General features: G+C 69.9%; 5 protein-coding genes. All 5 read right to left on the minus strand.

Annotation, left to right across the window (positions count from 1 at the left end):
* Positions 1 to 16: 16 nt before the first annotated feature.
* Positions 17 to 6793, minus strand: a complete 6777-nt coding sequence (locus E7T09_RS22500) for an isopeptide-forming domain-containing fimbrial protein (protein ID WP_136390671.1) — start codon at positions 6791 to 6793, stop codon at positions 17 to 19.
* A complete protein-coding gene (locus E7T09_RS18495; protein WP_240741890.1) occupies positions 6790 to 11598 on the minus strand; it encodes a DUF11 domain-containing protein in 4809 nt (1602 codons plus the stop codon). Before E7T09_RS18495 ends, E7T09_RS22500 begins: the two co-directional genes overlap by 4 nt.
* Positions 11595 to 14390: an isopeptide-forming domain-containing fimbrial protein gene (locus E7T09_RS18500; RefSeq protein WP_240741891.1), complete on the minus strand. Its 2796-nt coding sequence runs from the start codon at positions 14388 to 14390 to the stop codon at positions 11595 to 11597. The genes E7T09_RS18495 and E7T09_RS18500 overlap by 4 nt, the downstream gene beginning before the upstream one ends.
* 159 nt (positions 14391 to 14549) lie before the next feature.
* Positions 14550 to 16871 carry a DUF11 domain-containing protein gene (locus E7T09_RS18505; protein ID WP_136390672.1) on the minus strand — a complete coding sequence of 774 codons (2322 nt, stop codon included), beginning with the start codon at positions 16869 to 16871 and terminating at the stop codon, positions 14550 to 14552.
* Between the two features lie 76 nt (positions 16872 to 16947).
* Complete coding sequence (locus E7T09_RS18510; protein WP_136390673.1) at positions 16948 to 17442, minus strand: hypothetical protein; 495 nt, start codon at positions 17440 to 17442, stop codon at positions 16948 to 16950.
* Between the last annotated feature and the right edge of the window lie 192 nt (positions 17443 to 17634).

Below are 17634 nucleotides of genomic sequence, written 5' to 3' on the forward strand. Positions count from 1 at the left end.
GGGCGGCCCGTCGGCGTCAGCGGATGGTCGCCTGGAAGCAGACGGTCACGGTCTCCCCGGCCGTCACGGTTCCCAGGTTCACGTTCAGGTTCGTGCCGGTCAGGGTGGCCACGTCACTCTTCAGGTACGTGGGGGCCGCTGCGCCGCGCGTGACCCTCACGCCGTAGCCGGTGGCCGCCGAGGGCTCGTCGGCGTCGTAGGCGGTCAGGAGAGCGCTGACGTTGCCGGGCAGCGTGTCCTTGACCAGATAGCCGCTCGTGGCCGTGCCGAGGTCTGCGCCGCCCAGGTTGTGCGCGGCCAGGCAGTATTCCAGCACCTCGCCGGGCTTCCCACTGCCCGTCGTGCCGAACACGGAGCCCGTGGTGACGTTGCGCACGTTCTTGCTCAGTTCGTTCAGGATCATGCGGGTCGTCACGGGGGCCGAGGTGTTGTTCGCGGCGGTCGGGTCGCCCGGCAGCGTGGCGGTCGCGGTGTTCTGCACGGTCGGCATGCCGCCGGTGACCTGCGCGGCGCTGGGGGCGGTGGCCGTGATGGTCAGGGCCTGCTGCGCGCTCGCGCCGATGGACGCCAGCGTCCACGTGACGGTGCGCGAGCCGCTGTTGTAGATGCCGCCGTTGCTGGCGCTCACGAAGGTCAGGCCGCTGGCCAGCGTGTCCGTCACGGTATAGGCGGCGGCGGGCGCAGCGGTGGTGTTCGTGACGGTGATGGTGTAGGTGAGGGTATCGCCGGGGGCGGCGAACGCAGGCCCGGACTTGGCGGTCGCGAGGTCCGCGCCGGCCGGCACGGTCACGGTGATGGTGGCCGCGTTGCTCGTCACGCCCAGGAAGTCCTTCACCGTGTAGGGAATGCTGCTGGTGCCGGTCACGAAGCCGGCCGCCGGCGTGAAGGTCACGTTGCCACTGGCATCGACCGTGTACGTGCCCTTGCCCGGGTCGGTGAAGGTGGTCTGCGTGCCGGACGTGGCCGGATCGAGATCCACGGTGGCCGGGTTCACGGGGCCGGTGTCGTTGTTCGTGATGTTGAAGGTCACGGGCACGAGCGGGTTGGTGGCCGCCGTGTCGTTGTTCGCCACCGGCGGCTCACGGGTGTCAGTGTCGGTCGCCGTGTTGTTCGCCGTGTTCGAATCGGTGACGCTGCCGGGGGCCGTGACGGTCGCCGTGTTCACCAGGCTGCCGCTCGCGTACCCGGTCGGCACCGTGATCGTGACCGTGTAGGTCACGGTCGCGCCCGGCGCGAGGGTCACGGTGTCGCTCAGCGCGCCGGACTTCGTGCCGGTCACGGTCGTGGTCGCGCCGCCGCTGGCCGTGGCCGTATAGCTCATGTTCGCCGCGGCGATGCCGCTGGGCAGCGGATCGTTGACCGTCGCCCCAGTGGCGGTGGACGGCCCGGCGTTGCTGACCACGACCGTGTACGTCAGGACACTGCCCACATGGAAGGTGGTCACGCCGTCCGTTTTCGTGATGCTGAGGTCGGCGGCAGGAGTGATGGTGGTGGGATCGCTGGCGGCGTCGTTGGTGGTGTTGGTCTGGCCCCCGCCACTGACGGCGGCGGTGTTGGTGACGGTGGCCGCGGCGGTGGAGCTGACACTGACGGTAACGGTGATGACGGGGTAGGAATTGCCGGCGGTCAGCACATCGCTGCGGGTACAGGTCAGGGTACCGAGGGTGCAGGTCCAGCCGGTGCCACTGATCGCCGTGGTGCTCAGGCCCGTCGGCAGGGTGTCGGTCACACTGACCGTGCCGCTGGTGGAGCCGAGCCCACTGTTGGCGACGGTGAGGGTGTAAGTCTTGCCGGTGTCGCCCTGCGACCACGTACCGCTGTGTGTCTTGGTGATCGTCAGATCGGCGACAGGCGTGACGGTGTCGGTGTCGGTGGCGGAGTTGTTGCCGGGAGTGGCATCGGTCGTGCCGCTGGGCACGGCAATGGTGGCGGTGTTCGCCACGCTGCCACTCACGGCTGTGACACTGGCCGTGACGGTGAGTTCGTAGAATTGCCCGCTGGCGATGGCCGGCAGGGCGTATCCGGCCTGAAGCTGCGTGATGGTGGGGGTGGTGCCGGCCGAGCACTGACCGGGCGTGCCGGAGCAGGCGACGGCGGTCTTGCTCAGTCCGGTGGCGGCGGCGTCGGTGAGGATTGCGCCGGTGACGCTGCTGGGGCCGTTGTTCGTCACCCGTACCGTGTAAGTGGTGGTGCTACCCGCCGTGACACTCGCCACACCGTCGGTTTTGGTGACGGCCAGGTCGGCGACCGGGTTGATGATGTCCGTGTCTGAGACGGTGCCAGTCGGAGTGGGATCGACCGTGCCGCCGGGCAGCGTGGCCGTGACGCTGTTCGTGACGCTCCCACTGACGGCGGTGACGCTGGCGGGCACCGTCAGGGTAATGGAGCCGCCGGCGGGCAGGGTGGCCATCGTCAGGCCGGTTTCCAGGGTGAGGGTCGTCACGAGCGGGCACGCAGCTCCGCCAGCGGCGACGCAGCTGATGCCAGTCTTGAGCAGGCCCGTGGCGGCGGGATCGGTCAGCACCGTGTTGTTCGCGCTGGACGGCCCGTTGTTGGTGAGGGTGAGGGTGTAGGTGGTGGAGCTGCCCGGAGTGACACTGCTCACCCCATCGGTCTTGGTGAGGGTGAGGTCGGCGACGGGCGTGACGGTGTCGGTGTCGGTGGCCGCGTTGTTGCCAGCCGTGGGATCGGTGGTGCCACTCGGCACGGCGATGGTGGCGACGTTCGCCACACTTCCGCTCGTGGCGCTCACGCTGGCGGTGACGGTCAGCTCGTAGAACTGGCCGTTGGCCAGAGCTGGCAGGGCGTACCCAGCCTGGAGTTGCGCGACGGTCGGAGGCGTCGAGCACTGACTGGGCGTGCCCGAGCAGGCTACGGCGGTCTTGGTCAGCCCCGTGGCGACGGCGTCGGTGAGGATCGCGCCGGTCACGGAACTGGCGCCGTTGTTCGTCACGCGGATGGTGTACGTGGTCGTACCACCCGCGTTCACGCTGGCGACGCCGTCGGTCTTGGTGACGGCCAGGTCGGCGGCGGGAGTGATGGAGGTGGGATCGCTGGCAGTGTCGTTGGTGGTGTTGGTCTGGCCCCCGCCACTGACGGCGGCGGTGTTGGTGACCGTGGCGGCGGCGGTGGAACTGACGGTGACGGTGACGGTGATGACGGGGTAGGAGCTGCCGGCAGTCAGGGCGTCGCTGCGGGTGCAGGTCAGGGTGCCGAGGGTGCAGGTCCAGCCGGTGCCACTGATCGCCGTGGCCGTCAAGCCTGTCGGCAGCGTATCGGTGACCGTCACGGTGCCGCTGGTGGTGCTCCCACCACTGTTGGATGCGGTGAGGGTGTAGGTCTTGCCGGTGTCACCCTGCGACCATGTGCCGCTGTGCGTCTTGGTCACGGTCAGATCTGGCTTGAGCGTGTTGGTGAAGGTGCAGACGATGGCCGTGTCGGCCGCACCGACGGTGAGCGTGCTGCCGCTCAGACCGGACGTTCCGGTGCAGGCCAGGCCGGTGGCATAGCTGGCCGCGCTACCCACGTTGAAGGTCTCGACGAGGGTACCGGTATCGCCGGCATACACCGTGACGGCGGTGCCCGTGTCCGTCTGGGTGGCGGCGCTGGCCACGGTCGAGACGGGCGTGCTGGCGTTGTTCGTCAGGCCGCTGCTCGACAGCGTGACCCGGTCGCCGATCATGCTGAGGGCTGACCAGGTGTTCTTCAGCGTCAGGGTGACGCTCTTGCGGGTGTTGGTGTACGTGCAGACGATGGCCGTATCGGCGGCGCCGACCGTCAGGGTCGATCCAGTCAGGCCGGAGGTGCCCGTGCAGGCCAGGGCTGTGGTGTAGTTGGCGGCGTTGCCGGTGGTGAAGGTCTCGCCGGGCAGCGTGATGGCCTCACCCGCGTAGACCGTCACGCTGCCGCCGCTGACGCTGTTGCCCGCTGCGGTGGCGGTCGCGACGACGCTGGCATTGTTGATCGCGCCGGTCGTCGTCACGGTGATGGCGTCACCGGAGAGACTATTGGCCGCCCAGGTCTTCTTGAGGTTCAGCGTGGCGCTCTTGCGGGTGTTGGTGAAGGTGCAGCTCAGGGCGTCGCCGGGAACGGGAGTCACGGTGAAGCTGGTGCCCGCGCCGCTGGGTGTCTGGCCGCCCGAGAGGGTATTCGTGCAGGCGTAGGTGCTGGTGTAGTTCGCCAGCGTAGTGGTACCCGACGCCGTTTCGGACAGGGTGTAGGCCGTGCCCACGGTCGCCGGGTTGAGGGTGAAGGCGGCGCTGGTCACGCTGCTGCCCGTGCCGGTGGTGGTCACGCTGGTGCCGCCGATGCTCAGGGTGAACTGGTCTGTGTTCGCCACGCGCCCGCCACTGGCCAGCGCTTTTTGCAGGCTGAGGGTGGCAGGCGTGACGGTGTCGGTGTCGGTGGCCGAGTTGTTGCCGGGAGTGGGGTCGGTGGTGCCACTCGGTACGGCGATGGTGGCGGTGTTCGCCACGCTCCCACTCACGGCTGTGACGCTGGTGGTGACCGTCAGTTCATAGAACTGCCCGCTGGCGATGGATGGCAGAGAATACCCAGTCTGGAGTTGCGCGACGGTCGGAGGGGTCGAGCACTGACCGGGCGTGCCCGAGCAGGCCACGGCGGTCTTGCTCAGCCCAGTGGCGGCGGCATCTGTCAGAGTCGCGCCAGTCACACTACTGGGTCCGTTGTTCGTCACCCGTACCGTGTAAGTGGTGGTACCACCTGCGTTCACGCTGGCGACACCATCCGTTTTCGTGATGGCGAGGTCGGCGGCGGGCGTGACCGTCACGTCCTCGGCCGTGCTGCTTCCGGAGGCATAGTTACTGCCGCCGACCGTGCCGCCGTCCACGCGCACGCCGCCCGGCGAGACGGTCTGCGTGCCCGTGCGGGTGGGATCGCTGTAGGTGACGGTCGCCGGGTTCTGGTACGTGCCGGGCGTCGCCGAGTTCAGGGCAGCAGCGAAGGTCAGGGAGACGCTGCCGCCCGTGGGGATGTAGAAGCTGGCAGCGCTGGCTCCGCCGGGCGTCCCAAAGGTCACGGCGGTCGTGCCGCTACCGGTGACGCTGGCCGGTCCGCTGGCTCCGCCGCTGTAGGTCGGAGTAATCGCGGTACCCGTATAGGCCAGCGGGCTGGGCAGCGCGTCCGTGATGGCCGCGCCGATCACGCCACCGCCGGTATTGCTGACCGTTACGGTGTACGTGGCGGCCGTATCCACGCTCTGCACGCGGCTCGGCGTGCTGGTGGTCTTGGTGACGGTCAGGGCCGCAAAGCAGCTGCTGGAACCAGCCGCGCCGGGAATGGTCGTGGGCGTAGCGGTGGTGACCAGTGTCCCGGCTGAGCCAGCGATGGCGCCGAAGGTGGTGCCGTCCGTCCCGCCGGCCGCCGTGGTGCCGGCGGCGCCCCCATTGCGCTGCACGGTGGCCGGACCACTTCCGGACAGCACGATGGCGCCGCCGCCGCCGCCGCCGCCTGGGCCGTGGGGTGCACCGCCGCCGGTGTTGGTTCCGCCCGCGCCCCCGTTCGCGTAGATCGACAGGGTCGCGGGGAGGGCCGCACTGGACGTGACCAGTACCGTGCCGCCGCCGCCGCCACCGCCCGAGCCGTCGTTCAGGACGGTGTTGTTCGCGTCAGCGCCATTGGCCGTGATGCTGCCCGTACCGCTGATGCTCCCGGCCCGCACCAGCACCAGGCCGCCCCCGGCGGCGCCGCTGCTGGCGAAGCCACTGGCGGGCGTGCCCGTCGCGTTGTTGGTCGTGCCGGCCCCACCCCCGCCGCCCATAACCAGGGCGGTTGCAGTCGGTGTCACACCGCTGCCGCCGCGCCCCCCGATATCTGACTGGGAACTCCAGGTGCGCCCGCCCTTGCCGCCGGCGCCGGCGCCGGAACCGCCGCCACCGCCGCTGTTCTGGTCGTTCGCGGTGGGATTGCCGTCGGTACCGCCGCCCCCGGCGTTGCCCGGCGCGCCCTGCGCGGAACTGCCGTTGGGGTAGCCCTCCACGGTGGTGTCCAGCAGCGCGCCCGTATTGTTGAGGTACCGGGGCGTTCCGGCGATGCCCTCACCCTTCTGGGCGTGGAAGGCGTTGGTGGCCAGGTTGCGGTAGTCGGTGTTGGTGCCACCAGTGCCGCCTGACAGGCCCCGGCCGCCGCCACCGCGAAAGCCCAGGCCGCTCACGGTGATGGTGCCCGAGTTCAGGCCCAGCGAGCCGGCCACGTCGATGGCAACGACACCGCCGCTCGTGCCATTCCACGCGGGGGCGCTCAGGGCCGCCCCCAGGGTCGCGCTGCTGTACTGCGGGACGCGGATGATCTGGAAGCGCTTGGCCCCGCTGGTGGTCGTGTATGCGCTGTCCGTGTAGCTGTTGATCAGGCCGCCGCCACTGCCGTCGCCCTTGATGTTGACGCTGCCGCCGCCACTTGCTGAGGACGTGGCCACGACGTACTCGTACTTCCCGGCGCCCACGGCCGTGGCACCGGTGCCGTTGGTACCGCCCGCCCCATACGCACTGGTGTTGGTCGCGTTCAGGGTGGCGTCCTGCATCTGCACGACCACCAACAGGTCGCCCGGCGTGATCTGGGTGCTACTACCGGTACTGGTGCCCAGGCTCAGGCTGGTGGCCCCGGCTGCCGCGCTGGCTGCGCCGGGGTAGTACGTGTTGACCACGCCGGTCAGGCTGCTGCCCACGCCATCCTTGCCTGGCGTGGGGCAGATCAGGGCGGCGGCGGACGAACTCAGCAGGGCGGCCAGCAGGAGCGTTGGACGCTGGTACAGGTGGCTCAAGAAGATGCGATTCACGGCTGGCCCCCCAGGGTCTCGTCGATGGTCAGGTCCAGGCGCAGGTACGCCCCCTGCTTGGTGTAGGCGGTGCCCAGGCCGTCGAAGCCGGCGGGGTTGTACCCGGCGGTCAGCCACGTGCCGGGCAGCACGCGCACGCTGCCTTCCAGGCCGTAGCCGAGCTGGGTGGTGCTGCTGCCGGGCTGCGTGATCATGCGGCCCCACGCACCGATGCCGAAACGGTTGCCGAAGTAGTACGTGCCGCCCAGGCCGAGCTGCGCGGTGAAACTGTCGGGGTCGCTGAGCAGGGTGCGGGTGTCCAGGCCGGCGCGCACGGCCCACTGCGGCTGGCGGTATTCGGCGGCTAGGTTGCTGCTGAATTCCGGGGCGGTGCCGGCCAGGGTGCCGGTCACGTAGCGCACGGTGCCCAGCGAGTTGAAGGCGCTGTTGCGGTAGGCATACCCGACGGCGGCGCGCACCCCGCTCTTGCCCGCCCCGAACTCGGCGAGGCCGTCGGCGGTGAGGGTCAGGTGGTCATTGAGCTGGCCGCTCACGCCGGCGCGCAGCACCACGCCGAAGCCGGCGGCCCTGCTGGTCACGTCGGTTCCGGCGGTCGCGGTCACACGATCCGTCTTGTAGGTCAGGTCGGCCCCGGCCCCCAGTTCAGTCTGCGCGGCGGCCACGTCATACAGGGCGCTGGCGCGCAGGCCCAGGTTCAGGCGGTCGCTGAGCGTCAGGGCGGTGCCCACACCGAAGCGGGCGCGGTTGCTCTGGCCGCCGCTGCCCGGCAGGTCGTACGCCAGCTGGTACGTGGTGTTGCCGACGCGGTTGTCGAGGCTCAGGGCGGCGCGTTGCCCGGTCTTCCAGTTGATCTCGTCGCGCAGGCTCACGCTCAGGGTGTCGCTCAGGGCGTAGCGGGTGGCGATGGTCGTGGTCGGGTCGAGGGTGCCGCCCGCCGCGCCCAGCGGCTGCACGTGCGTGACGTCTACGTCGACGGGCGCGTTGTGGTACCCGGCGCCGAGCACCACGCCCAGCCCAGCCACGTCGCCAGCTCCGGCGCGCAGGCCCGCGCCGACGCTGAAGGGCGAGAGCCGGTAGTCGGCACGGGCCGTGACGCTGCCGCCCTGGGCGCGCGCGCTGCCGCTCCCGCTGTCGTGGTACTCGGCCTGGGCGCTGGCGCTGAGATTCGCGGTGAGGGTGCTGGTGGCGTCGATCCCGGCGGTCAGACCGGGCGTGAAGGGCGTCAGGCCGCCGTACGTGGCGTCCTGGTAGCGGACGCGGGCGGCCACGGTGGTGTCGGCCCCCAGTTTCGCCCCCGCGTCCAGGCTGGCCTGAATGCCGCCGGAGTAGGCGATCAATCCGTCGGCGTGCAGCGTGCCGTCGTCGTAGGTGGCCCGCGCGCCGGTCGTGACTGCGCTGTCCAGGCTGACGGCGGCCACGCCCACGCTGTAGTGCTGTCCGGTGACCTTCACCTGCGCCCCGAAGGCGGCCTGGCGCTGGGCCAGCGGATTGGCCAGGCGGTAATCGGCGAGCACCACCACGTCGTTCAGGTCGGCATCGACCGGGTCGAGCGCGCGGGCCAGCGTGATGATCCCGGTCTTCAGGTCGAGCAGGTAATCGACGTTACGGGTGAGCTGAACGCGGCGCAGTTCCTTGCCGGTGCCGCGTTCGCGGGTCACGACGGTCAGGGTCTCGCTGCCGTCCGAGAGGCCACCCTTCGCGAGCCGCAGCAGGCGCGTGCCTTCCGGGATGACCGTCTCGCCCGTCACGCGGTTCACGGGCACCAGCGCCGCGAAGCCTGAGACCTGCACGTCGCCCTTGGTGGACGCCGTGAGGGCCGTGAGCTGCTCGCCGACGCTGAGCACGTCGATGGGCAGGGCGCTGCGCTGATACGACGCCCGGAAGCTGGGGTGATCGTAGGTCAGCGCGACCGGATCGATGCCCTGGAGAGGCACGCTCTCCACCGAGCTGTCGCCGTAGGTGCTGAAGCGATTGAGGGTGTCGCGATCCGTGGGCAGGCCATCGGTGTCGGCCACGGCGTACAGCTTGCCGCCGCCCAGCGGGCCCTCGTAGGACGCGCGGGCCTGCACCCGCAGGTCGTCGGCGAGGCTCAGGCTGCCATCCAGGCCCAGCGTGGCGCTGACCATTCCGACGCCCACGCGGCTGTCGTCCGGGCGCACCTCGAAGGTCAGGTGCTTGACGTCCGTGCCCTGCTGCACGGCGAGCTTCAGGGTCGTGGGCGTGGCCTGCGGTTGCAGCACCAGTTCGCCCTGCCCGCCGTCCAGGCGCACCTGGTAGCCGCTCTCCGAGGGTTCCCCGTCGGCCGCGAGGGGTTCCAGGCTGCTGCTCAGGGTCACGCTGGGCTGATCCGTAAGGTTGCCCTGGGCGTCCAGCGTGCGGATCTTCAGACGCAGCGGGCTGCTGCCATCCGCGATCAGGGCCACCGGCGTCACCTCGGTGCGGACGGTGGCGCCCACCAGCTGCACGGTGATCGTGTCCGGCCCGGCGCTCAGGGTGTTCTTGCCGGGTTGCAGGCGCACGCCCACGTAGGTCACGCGCTGCGAGCCGTCGGCGGCGGTGCTGACCTCGCCGATCTGGTCGGCCGCGACGGGCTGCCCGTTTACACTCAGGGCGCTCTGCTCGCCGGGCGCGACCTGCACCGTCACGCGGATCCGGTCGCGGACACGGATCAGGCTGCCGTCGAGTGGGAAGACGATCCGGCCCGCGTTCTGGGTGGGCGCGGCCACCGTGTCCAGCGGCAGAGCGGCGTGCAGGTCGGCCATGTCCATCTCGCCTTCGAGCAGCTCACTGCGTTCGCCCTTGAAGCGGGCCAGCAGGGCGGGCTTGTCCAGCGTGCCCAGCGGGCCGGTGTGGGTCAGCGAGTACGTGACCGCGCCGCGCAGGGCCTGCACGCCCTGGGCGCCGTGGCCGGGGATCAGCCAGTACAGTGTCCCGTTCGGGCCACGCAGCGGATCGGGGAAGGCGGCGCCGTCCAGCTTGGAGCTGCCGGGCAGGTACGCCGCGCCGTCCGGCACGCGGTGCGCGACCACAAGCTGCGACGCCTGGGCGGGCGCGTCGAAGGGCAGCAGCACCTTGCTCACGCGGCGCTGGGCCGGTGCGGGCGCAGGTGCCGGGGCTGGCATGGGGGCGACGACCGGGGTCGGCGTGGCGACAGGCGCGGGCGTGGCGGGCAGCACCGTCAGGCTCGCGGCCGAGGTCTGCGTGGCGACGCAGTCCGGGCTGCTCAGGCGGGCCTGGAGAAGCACCGGCCCGCTCATGCCCACGCGGGCGCGGTACGTCAGGACGCGGGTCTCACCGGGGGCCAGCTTGCCGGCGAAGTGCGTGCTGTCCAGCGGCGTCAGGCCGGTGCCGGCCGTGTCCATCAGGTCGAACAGGGTGGTCCGGGCGGCCGTGTTCGTGACGCGCAGGCTCACCGTGACCTCGCTGCCCGGCGCGGCGTCCGGCAGCGCGTCGCGGCTCAGCTGCAGGCTCGTGACCTCCGCCTGCACGTTCAGGTTCAGTGTCTGCTCCTGAGCCCAGGGATCCAGGCGGGCCGTCACGGTCAGGGGACCAGGCGTGGTGGCCGTGCCGGTCACGCGCAGCTCACCGGGGCGCGTGGCGCTCAGGGTGCCATCCAGTGTCTGCGCGCCGGTGATGTTCAGGCCGGGCGCGTCCACGCTGAGGTTCATGGGCAGGTCGCCGCCGAAGTCGGTGGCGGCGCGGGCCGTCAGGGTGACCGTGTCGCCCACGCAGACGTCCTGCTTGTCGGCCCGCAGGGTCAGTTTCACCTGCGGGCGGATCTGCACGTGGGCGCCGGCGCTGCCGCCCCTGGGCACCGTGACGCGGCTGGTGTCGAGCGTGACGTCCGCGCCAGCCACCGGCTGGGGCACGACCGTGTACGTGCCGGCCTCGACCGTCTGCTCGGCGGCGCCGTTCACGCTCACGGGCGTGTCGCCCACGGTAACGTCGGCGGTGGTGGGCTGCGCGCCGCTGGGAAGCAGCAGCTCGGCCGTGACGCGCAGCGTTCCGGTCTGGTCGATGCGGCTCACCACGATCGGCTGGGCGGATCCGGCCCGCGTGAGGCTGAAGCCCACCGTGTTGCTGTACTGCCGCGCCGTAGCGGGCTGGCGCAGCTCCACGGTGTACGTGCCCGCCTGAGCGGGGAAGGTGATGTCGCTGTACGCGAGATCCGCGCTGACGATCAGCGGCGTGACGTGGCCCTGGGCATCGCGCAGCTGCGCTTCGAGTTCGCGGGGGCCGTCGCCGTCGAACATGCGCAGCACGTGCGGCTGGCCGTCGCTGGTGATCTTCACGGCGGGCACCCAGCTGGTCGAGTGGACGTTCACGCGCAGGCGATCCGTGCTGATCATGGCGCTCACGCCCGCCAGCCGCACCGCGAAGGTGTTCTTGCCGTTGCCCTGCGTGGATGCCACCAGGCGGTACGACCCGGCCGGCAGATCCTGGTCGATCAGCGTTTCCCAGCCGTGCGCGCCGGGCGTGAAGGTGCGTGCCACGACGGCCCTGCCGTTGGCGTGCAGCAGCGTGAAGGTTGTGGTGACGGCGCTGCGGTTCTTGTCGTACTGCTCGTCGCCGAAGTAGGTGTCGCTGCGGTAGTCGCCCTGATCGACGCGCGGGGAGTACAGCTCCAGGCGGACATGGCCGGCGCGCGGCACGTCCAGCGTGAGGTTCTGGTCACCGACCGTCCACATCAGGCGGTCACCGACCGAGGTCATGGGCAGACTGGTGCTGAGATCCTGCGCGGCGCCCACGCCCACGGCCAGCAGGGCCGTCAGGGTGGTCGCGAGGCGCTTCAGGGTGGGGTTCACGGTCCGTACCTCCAGCTCATGACCGGATCCGTGGTGGCAGCTCTGGGTTCGCCTGCCCACGTGAAGCGGTAGGTGAAGGTGTGTTCACCTGCTGCGAGGCTACCGGCGTAGGTATTGCGGCCGTCTTTCAAGGTGGCGTCGCCCGGCAGCGGATCGGTCAGCTGCACGTCGTCCAGGGCGCCCGGCGTCACGATGTGCAGGGTGACCACGTAGCCGTCCTGGCTCAGCGCCACGGTCTTCTCGAGGGTCACGTCCCCGATCAGCAGGGTCGTATACCGCAGCACGTCGATATCGCCGCCCAGCGGGGCCATCGGGAAGTCTACGCTGGTCAGGCCGCGCAGGTACACCGTGCGGGTCCCGCTCGAGCCACCATCCGGCGCGACCTGCAGCGGCGGATACGGCGTGGTGTTCGGGTCAAGGCGCAGCGCCTGCGCGCCCAGCGAGACGTTCGGGAAGGAGTAGCGGCCCTGGGGGTCGGTCAGCACCTGGCGGCCCCCGGCGAGCAGCACGCGGGCGCGCGGCACCGGCGTGTCGATGTCCGCTTCGAAGCGCCCGTCGCGGTTGCGGTCTACGTACACCACGCCCACGATGTCGGCCAGCGGCGCGAACAGCAGCGGGTTGAGTTTGATCACGGCCGTCGCGCGGTTGCTGGCGACGGCGCGGGCCACGCCGCCCGCCCCGGTGCCGCTGACCACCACGGTGTTCACGAGTTCACCGGTCGCCTCGGGCGTCACGCGGGCCTGGTAGGTGATGGTGACCGTCTGTCCGGCCGGGATGGTGCTGAGCGTCCAGTGCAGCGTGCCGGCCGTGATCACCGGATCTGCCAGGGGCTGGCCGTTCAGGGTGCTGCTGCCGGGCGCGTACTCCAGGCCGCGGGCGGGCGTGTCGGCCACATCGGCGGTCTCGATGGCAGTCGTGGCGGACTGGTTGGTGATGTTCAGGGTGTAGGTCAGGCGGTCGCCGTAGGACGCTTCCTTCGCGCTGACGGTCTTCGTGATCCGCAACTGTGAGGACCACACAGGCGTCGTGACCTCGTTGCTGGGCAGCGGCGTGCCCAGTTCGGTGGTGGTCAGGGTGAAGACGTTCTGCAGGGCCTCGCCGTCCACGGCGCGGGCGCTGACGGTCGTGACGGCCTCCAGCGTGCGGGTCTCGCCGGGCGCCAGGGTGCCCAGCGGCCACATGATGGTCTGTGCGCCCGGCTGGCCGCTGATCACGCCGCCCGCCGTGGTGCTCACGGCGTCCACGTGGGCGGGCAGCGGGTCGCTCGCCACGGCGTTCGTGAGTTCATGCGTGTAGGGGTTGTGCACCACGAGGGTGTACGTGATCCGGTCTCCGACGGCGACAGTGGTGCCCGCAGGCACCGGCATGGTCTGGCCATCGGCCCCGAGGGTGGTCGCGGCATAGGACTTGGTCAGTTCCGGCAGGCCCGACTCGACTGCCGAGACCGTGTCGTGCGTGCTGTTGGTCTCGCCACGCGCGCCGGTCGCGGTGATCAGGGCGTCCAGCGGCCCGGACTGCGCGTCGTAGCAGACCCGAACCATGGTGCTCTGTCCGGGGTCGAGGGTGATCGGCTGCGCCAGCGGCTGGCCGGCGGCGGTCAACAGGGTGGCCGTGGCGGCGCCCTGCGGGTAGGTGATGGTGAGCGTGAAGTCGTCGCGCACGTCACCGGTGTTCAGCAGCGTGTGGTCGAAGCACACGGGTTGCCCCTTGACCGCGAACGGCATGGTCTGACGGTCGGCGGCGGTGCCCTCGGGCGCTGTGGGCACGCCCACCGGGCCCAGGGCCACGGCGGGCAGGTAGCGCACGTCGGCGGTAGCGGTAGAGCTGACGGTCACGTTGTCGGTCGTGCCGGTCGCGGTGTTCGGGATCACGTGGTTCTCGGCGCTGGGGCCGGCCAGCATGCGGAAGGTCAGGGCGAGGGTGCCCCCGGCGCTCAGGCTGGGCACGCTGACGCGTACGCCGCGCACCGGCTGGGTCTCGGTGGTCGTCCAGAGCGTGCCGTCGGTGGTGTACTCCAGGGTGCCCTGCGTGGTCTGGGCGCTGCCGGGCACGAACGTCAGGCCCTGCGCGGCCTGCGCGTCGAGTAGATCGGTCAGGGTGAGCACGTGGCTGGCCCCCTGGCCGGTGTTGTTCGCCGTGACGTTCACCGTCGTCTCGCTGCCGGGGCGCACCAGGGCGGGCGTGAAGGTCTTGGTCACGGCCAAGTCTGGGGGTGGGCCCACGTGCACGCGGCTCACGTTGTCCGCGTCCTGCACGCCCCCGGCGCACCCGGCCACCAGGTTCACGAAGGCGTCGCCCTGCGCGCTGCCGGTATCCACGACCAGCAGCAGCGTGGCCTGGGCGTCAGCATCCAGGGTCACGCTGCTCACCTCGGGCTCGCTGGCGTCCGGCCGCCCGTTGGCGTTGGTATCCACGATCACGTGCACGGCGGGGCTGATGGTGCTGCTCGGGTCCATGACGTTCTGCACGGGGAAGGTCTGCGTGGCGTTGCCGGTGTTCACGACCGTGTAGGGGAACACGGCCCGCTCGCCGGGCAGCAGCGTGGCGCTCTGGCCGGGCAGCGCCGCCGTACCGTCCGGGCCCACGCTGACCGCACACACCGGCTGCACGACAGTGCTGACGATGTTCGACGCGGACTCCTGGGGATCCTGGGGGTTGGGCGTGGCGAACAGCGCAGACGCCTGGTTGGAGATGACGGTGCCGGCGGGCGTGCCGACCGCGCCCGCCACGCTCGCCAGCGAGAGCAGGCCGAGCAGGGCAGAGCGCAGGACGGAGGGAACGGCTGGTTTCACTGGGCGCTCCTAGGATTCAGGACGGGGCGGTGGCAGGGGCGCTGCCGGAGAACTTTGACGTGGAGCCCCAAAATGGGCCAGTTACACAATTGGATTTCTGCTGTTGGGTCGGGAGTGGAGTGGCCCGGCACGCTCCTTGGAGCGTGCCGGGCCGGGGCCTTATTTGACGGTGACGACGAAGTCCACGCTGAGGGTCGCGCCCGGCGCGAGGTCATCGGGGATGGAGTCGTTGTTGAGGTCGAGCGCCGTATCGATGACGGTTCCGGCGGCCAGCCCAGCGGCGGGCACCGTGGCCGACCACGAGCCGCTGTTCACGCGGTAGATGGTCTTGGCGGCGGTCGGGTTCAGGGCCACGCTGAACAGCTCGGTGTTGGCCGGCACGGTGTCACGCAGGAAGAAGGTGGTCACGGCGGTGTTGTAGTTGTTCTTCGCGATGATCCGGTAGCTGATGCGGTCGCCGGGCTTGGCGCCGTTCGTCCCGGTCGCGGTATAGCCGGCGGGGTTCGGAATTCCAGCGTATGGGTCGGTGCCAGCGGCCACGCCAGCCTTCGCGGCGAACTTCGCGACCGGCACGCTGCCGATGGGCGACACGCGGATGATGTCGTTGGTATCGGTGTTGGACGTGGTGCTGTAGTTGCCGACGGAGGTCTGGCTGACCGTGTAGTCCCCGGTCTTGGTGCCGGCGGGTGTCTGGACGACCGCGATGGGCTTGTACTCGGTGCCCGGAGCGATGACCGGCGTGATGAACTGGTTGTAGCCGGGATCGGTGGACACCGAGCTCACGCGGGGCAGCAGGGTGCCGTCCGGCGCGTAGTACAGCACGGGCACGGCGGCGGTCGGCAGGCCCGTCACGGCGTCGGTGAAGGTCACGCTGCCGCTCAGCGTGTACGAATCGTTGTACTGGCCGTTGTTCGCCACGTCCATGGGGAAGATGGCCGTGCGATCCCCGCTCGCGCCGCCGCCATCCGGGCTGGTCGACCCGCCGGTCGCGCCGTTCGGGTTGACGATCTGTACCGGGGTCGGCGCGGAGTCGGCGCCCTGCGCGACGGTCGCGTCGCCGAACTGCGAGGCGGGCGGCAGGATGGTGTCGCGGGTCGCGGCGTTCGAGACGACGTCCGCGTCCTTGAGCGAGTCGGCGCCGATCTGCACACTGACCTGGCTGATGGGATCGGAGTCGTTCAGATCGGGGAAGATCACCTGGACGCGGTACACGCCGGTGCTGTTGGCCGGCACGGTCACGGTCGGGTACAGCGCGGCAGTGGGATTGGTGGGGTCGGTGGATTTCTTGATGACTGCGCCCGTCACCGGATCCAGGAAGCTGACCTTCACGCCGGTCGTGGTGTTGGTGAACACGCCGGTTGTGTCGTCGTAGGTGTACGCGGGATCAGCGGTGCCGTTGGCCAGCACCGGGTAGAGTTGCACGGTGTCGCTTGCGGCGCCGGTGTTCTTCAGGGTGTTCGTGAACACGACCGTGTCGGGAGTGGCGTTGGTGTCGGCCTTGGGGTACGCGAACTGTTCATCGGTGGCCACGTTCGGCACGATCGGCGTGCCGCCGGGCGTGGGATCCGACGCGGGCGCGCCGGGCGTGACGTACCCGGCGGTGGTCACGACCGGGGTGTTGTCGTTCGCCTTGCCGGTCGTCTCGGTGGGCACGTCCACGCTCGTGACCGGAGGAATCAGGGCGGGGTTCGTGATGGGGTTGCCCTGGCTGTCGACGGGGTTCGTGACGCTGGTGTTGGGGTTGTTGTCCAGGACGGGCGTGAACACGGTCACGCGCACGAACTGGCGGTCGGTGGCCGCCGCCTTGCCGTCTTCGGTCACGGTGCTGCCGTTCGCGTAGCCGTTGCCGGGCGTGACGAGCGGATCGGCGCCCTGCGTGCCGGTCACGGTGCCCACCGGGCTCGCGCCGAACACGCTCGCCGGCGTGATCAGGGTCGGATCGGTCGGCAGCGTGACGACCTGCACGATCTTGATCACGCCCTCGTCGGTGCCGGGGGTCGCGGGATCGTCGGCCAGGACGGTCACTGTGCTGCCCGCCACGATCTCCGCCCCGCGGCTGCCGTCAGTGTTCAGGCGGTAGTACTTGACGACCTCGCCCGAAGCGCTGCCGGTCGTGTCGGCGTTCAGGATGATTCCCAGCGTGACGTTCCCGTTGTTCACCAGCGAGTAGTTCGTGGCAATCTGCTGACCGGGCACCGCGCCGGACGTGACCACGGTGGTCGTGCTCAGGTCATTCTGGGTGCCGCCGTCGGTGGTGCCGTCCGAGTACGTGACGTCGAAGGCGGGCTTGGGCAGCACGACCGTGGACACGGTGTTCGACGGGCTGCTGATGTTCTTGGTCGGATCCGTGGGGTTGTTGGGATCCGGGAACTCGGCGCTGGCGGTGTTCGTGATGGTCGTGCCGGCCAGAGTACCGGCGGCGCTGGCCGAACCAGCGGCGAGGGCGGCCATCAGGACGAGTAGGGCGGGAGCTTTTTGCATGGGATCCTCCAGAACAGGGGCGGAGTCGGGTATGAACGGGCTCCGCCTGTGTGGGCCGGAGGCAGGGGGAAGGGAATTACTTGACCTGGATGCGGTAGCCGAGCTTCACGGTGGCCTGCGCGCCAAGTTCAGCGACGTACCAGCGCACGGCGGTGTACTCGCCGGGTTTCACCTCCACCTGCTTGGTGACGCTCTTGCCGTTCTCGGTGACGGTGACGCTCTTCATCAGCGGGGCGGGGGCGAAGGTCTTGCCATCGATGGAGTATTCCGTGCGGGTGACGGGCAGTCCGGCCTCGGGCGCCATGTAGAAGGTGTTTTTGGGGACGGGTAGCGTGACCGGGAGGTTCATGACGGCCTTCGTGCCCGTGTTCTTCACCGTGACGACCTGGCTCAGGACGTCGCCTGGAAGCACGTTGCCCGGGTTGGGCACGAGCTGCTCGGTGGTCTTGCCATCGGCCTGCACGCTGTGAACGGCGAACAGCGTCAGGTTCAGGACGATCGGATTGGCCGTCTGGGCCAGAACCGTGCCCAGTCCAAGGGCGGCGAGTAACGCGGGGGTAAGGGGTTTCATGACTGTCTCCTTCGGGGGGCAACGCTGGGGATGACGACGACCTTCCGGCTCTGGTCGGCACGGGCCAGAACTGGAAATACGCTACGAATCAGGTTCTTACCAATTGCTTACGGAACCTTCATTTTTGGGGGAAATTCGTCGTGAGGCTCGCAACAGGCAAAAATGTAATCGATTTCGAAATTAACGCTGTCG

Origin of the sequence: Deinococcus sp. KSM4-11 (assembly GCF_004801415.1) — a bacterium.
Classification (GTDB): domain Bacteria; phylum Deinococcota; class Deinococci; order Deinococcales; family Deinococcaceae; genus Deinococcus.

Bases quoted from the DNA above. Each gene is read 5' to 3' on its own strand.
- E7T09_RS18505 (WP_136390672.1), bottom strand. From the start codon at position 16,871: ATGCAAAAAGCTCCCGCCCTACTCGTCCTGATGGCCGCCCTCGCCGCT.
- E7T09_RS18510 (WP_136390673.1), bottom strand. From the start codon at position 17,442: ATGAAACCCCTTACCCCCGCGTTACTCGCCGCCCTTGGACTGGGCACG.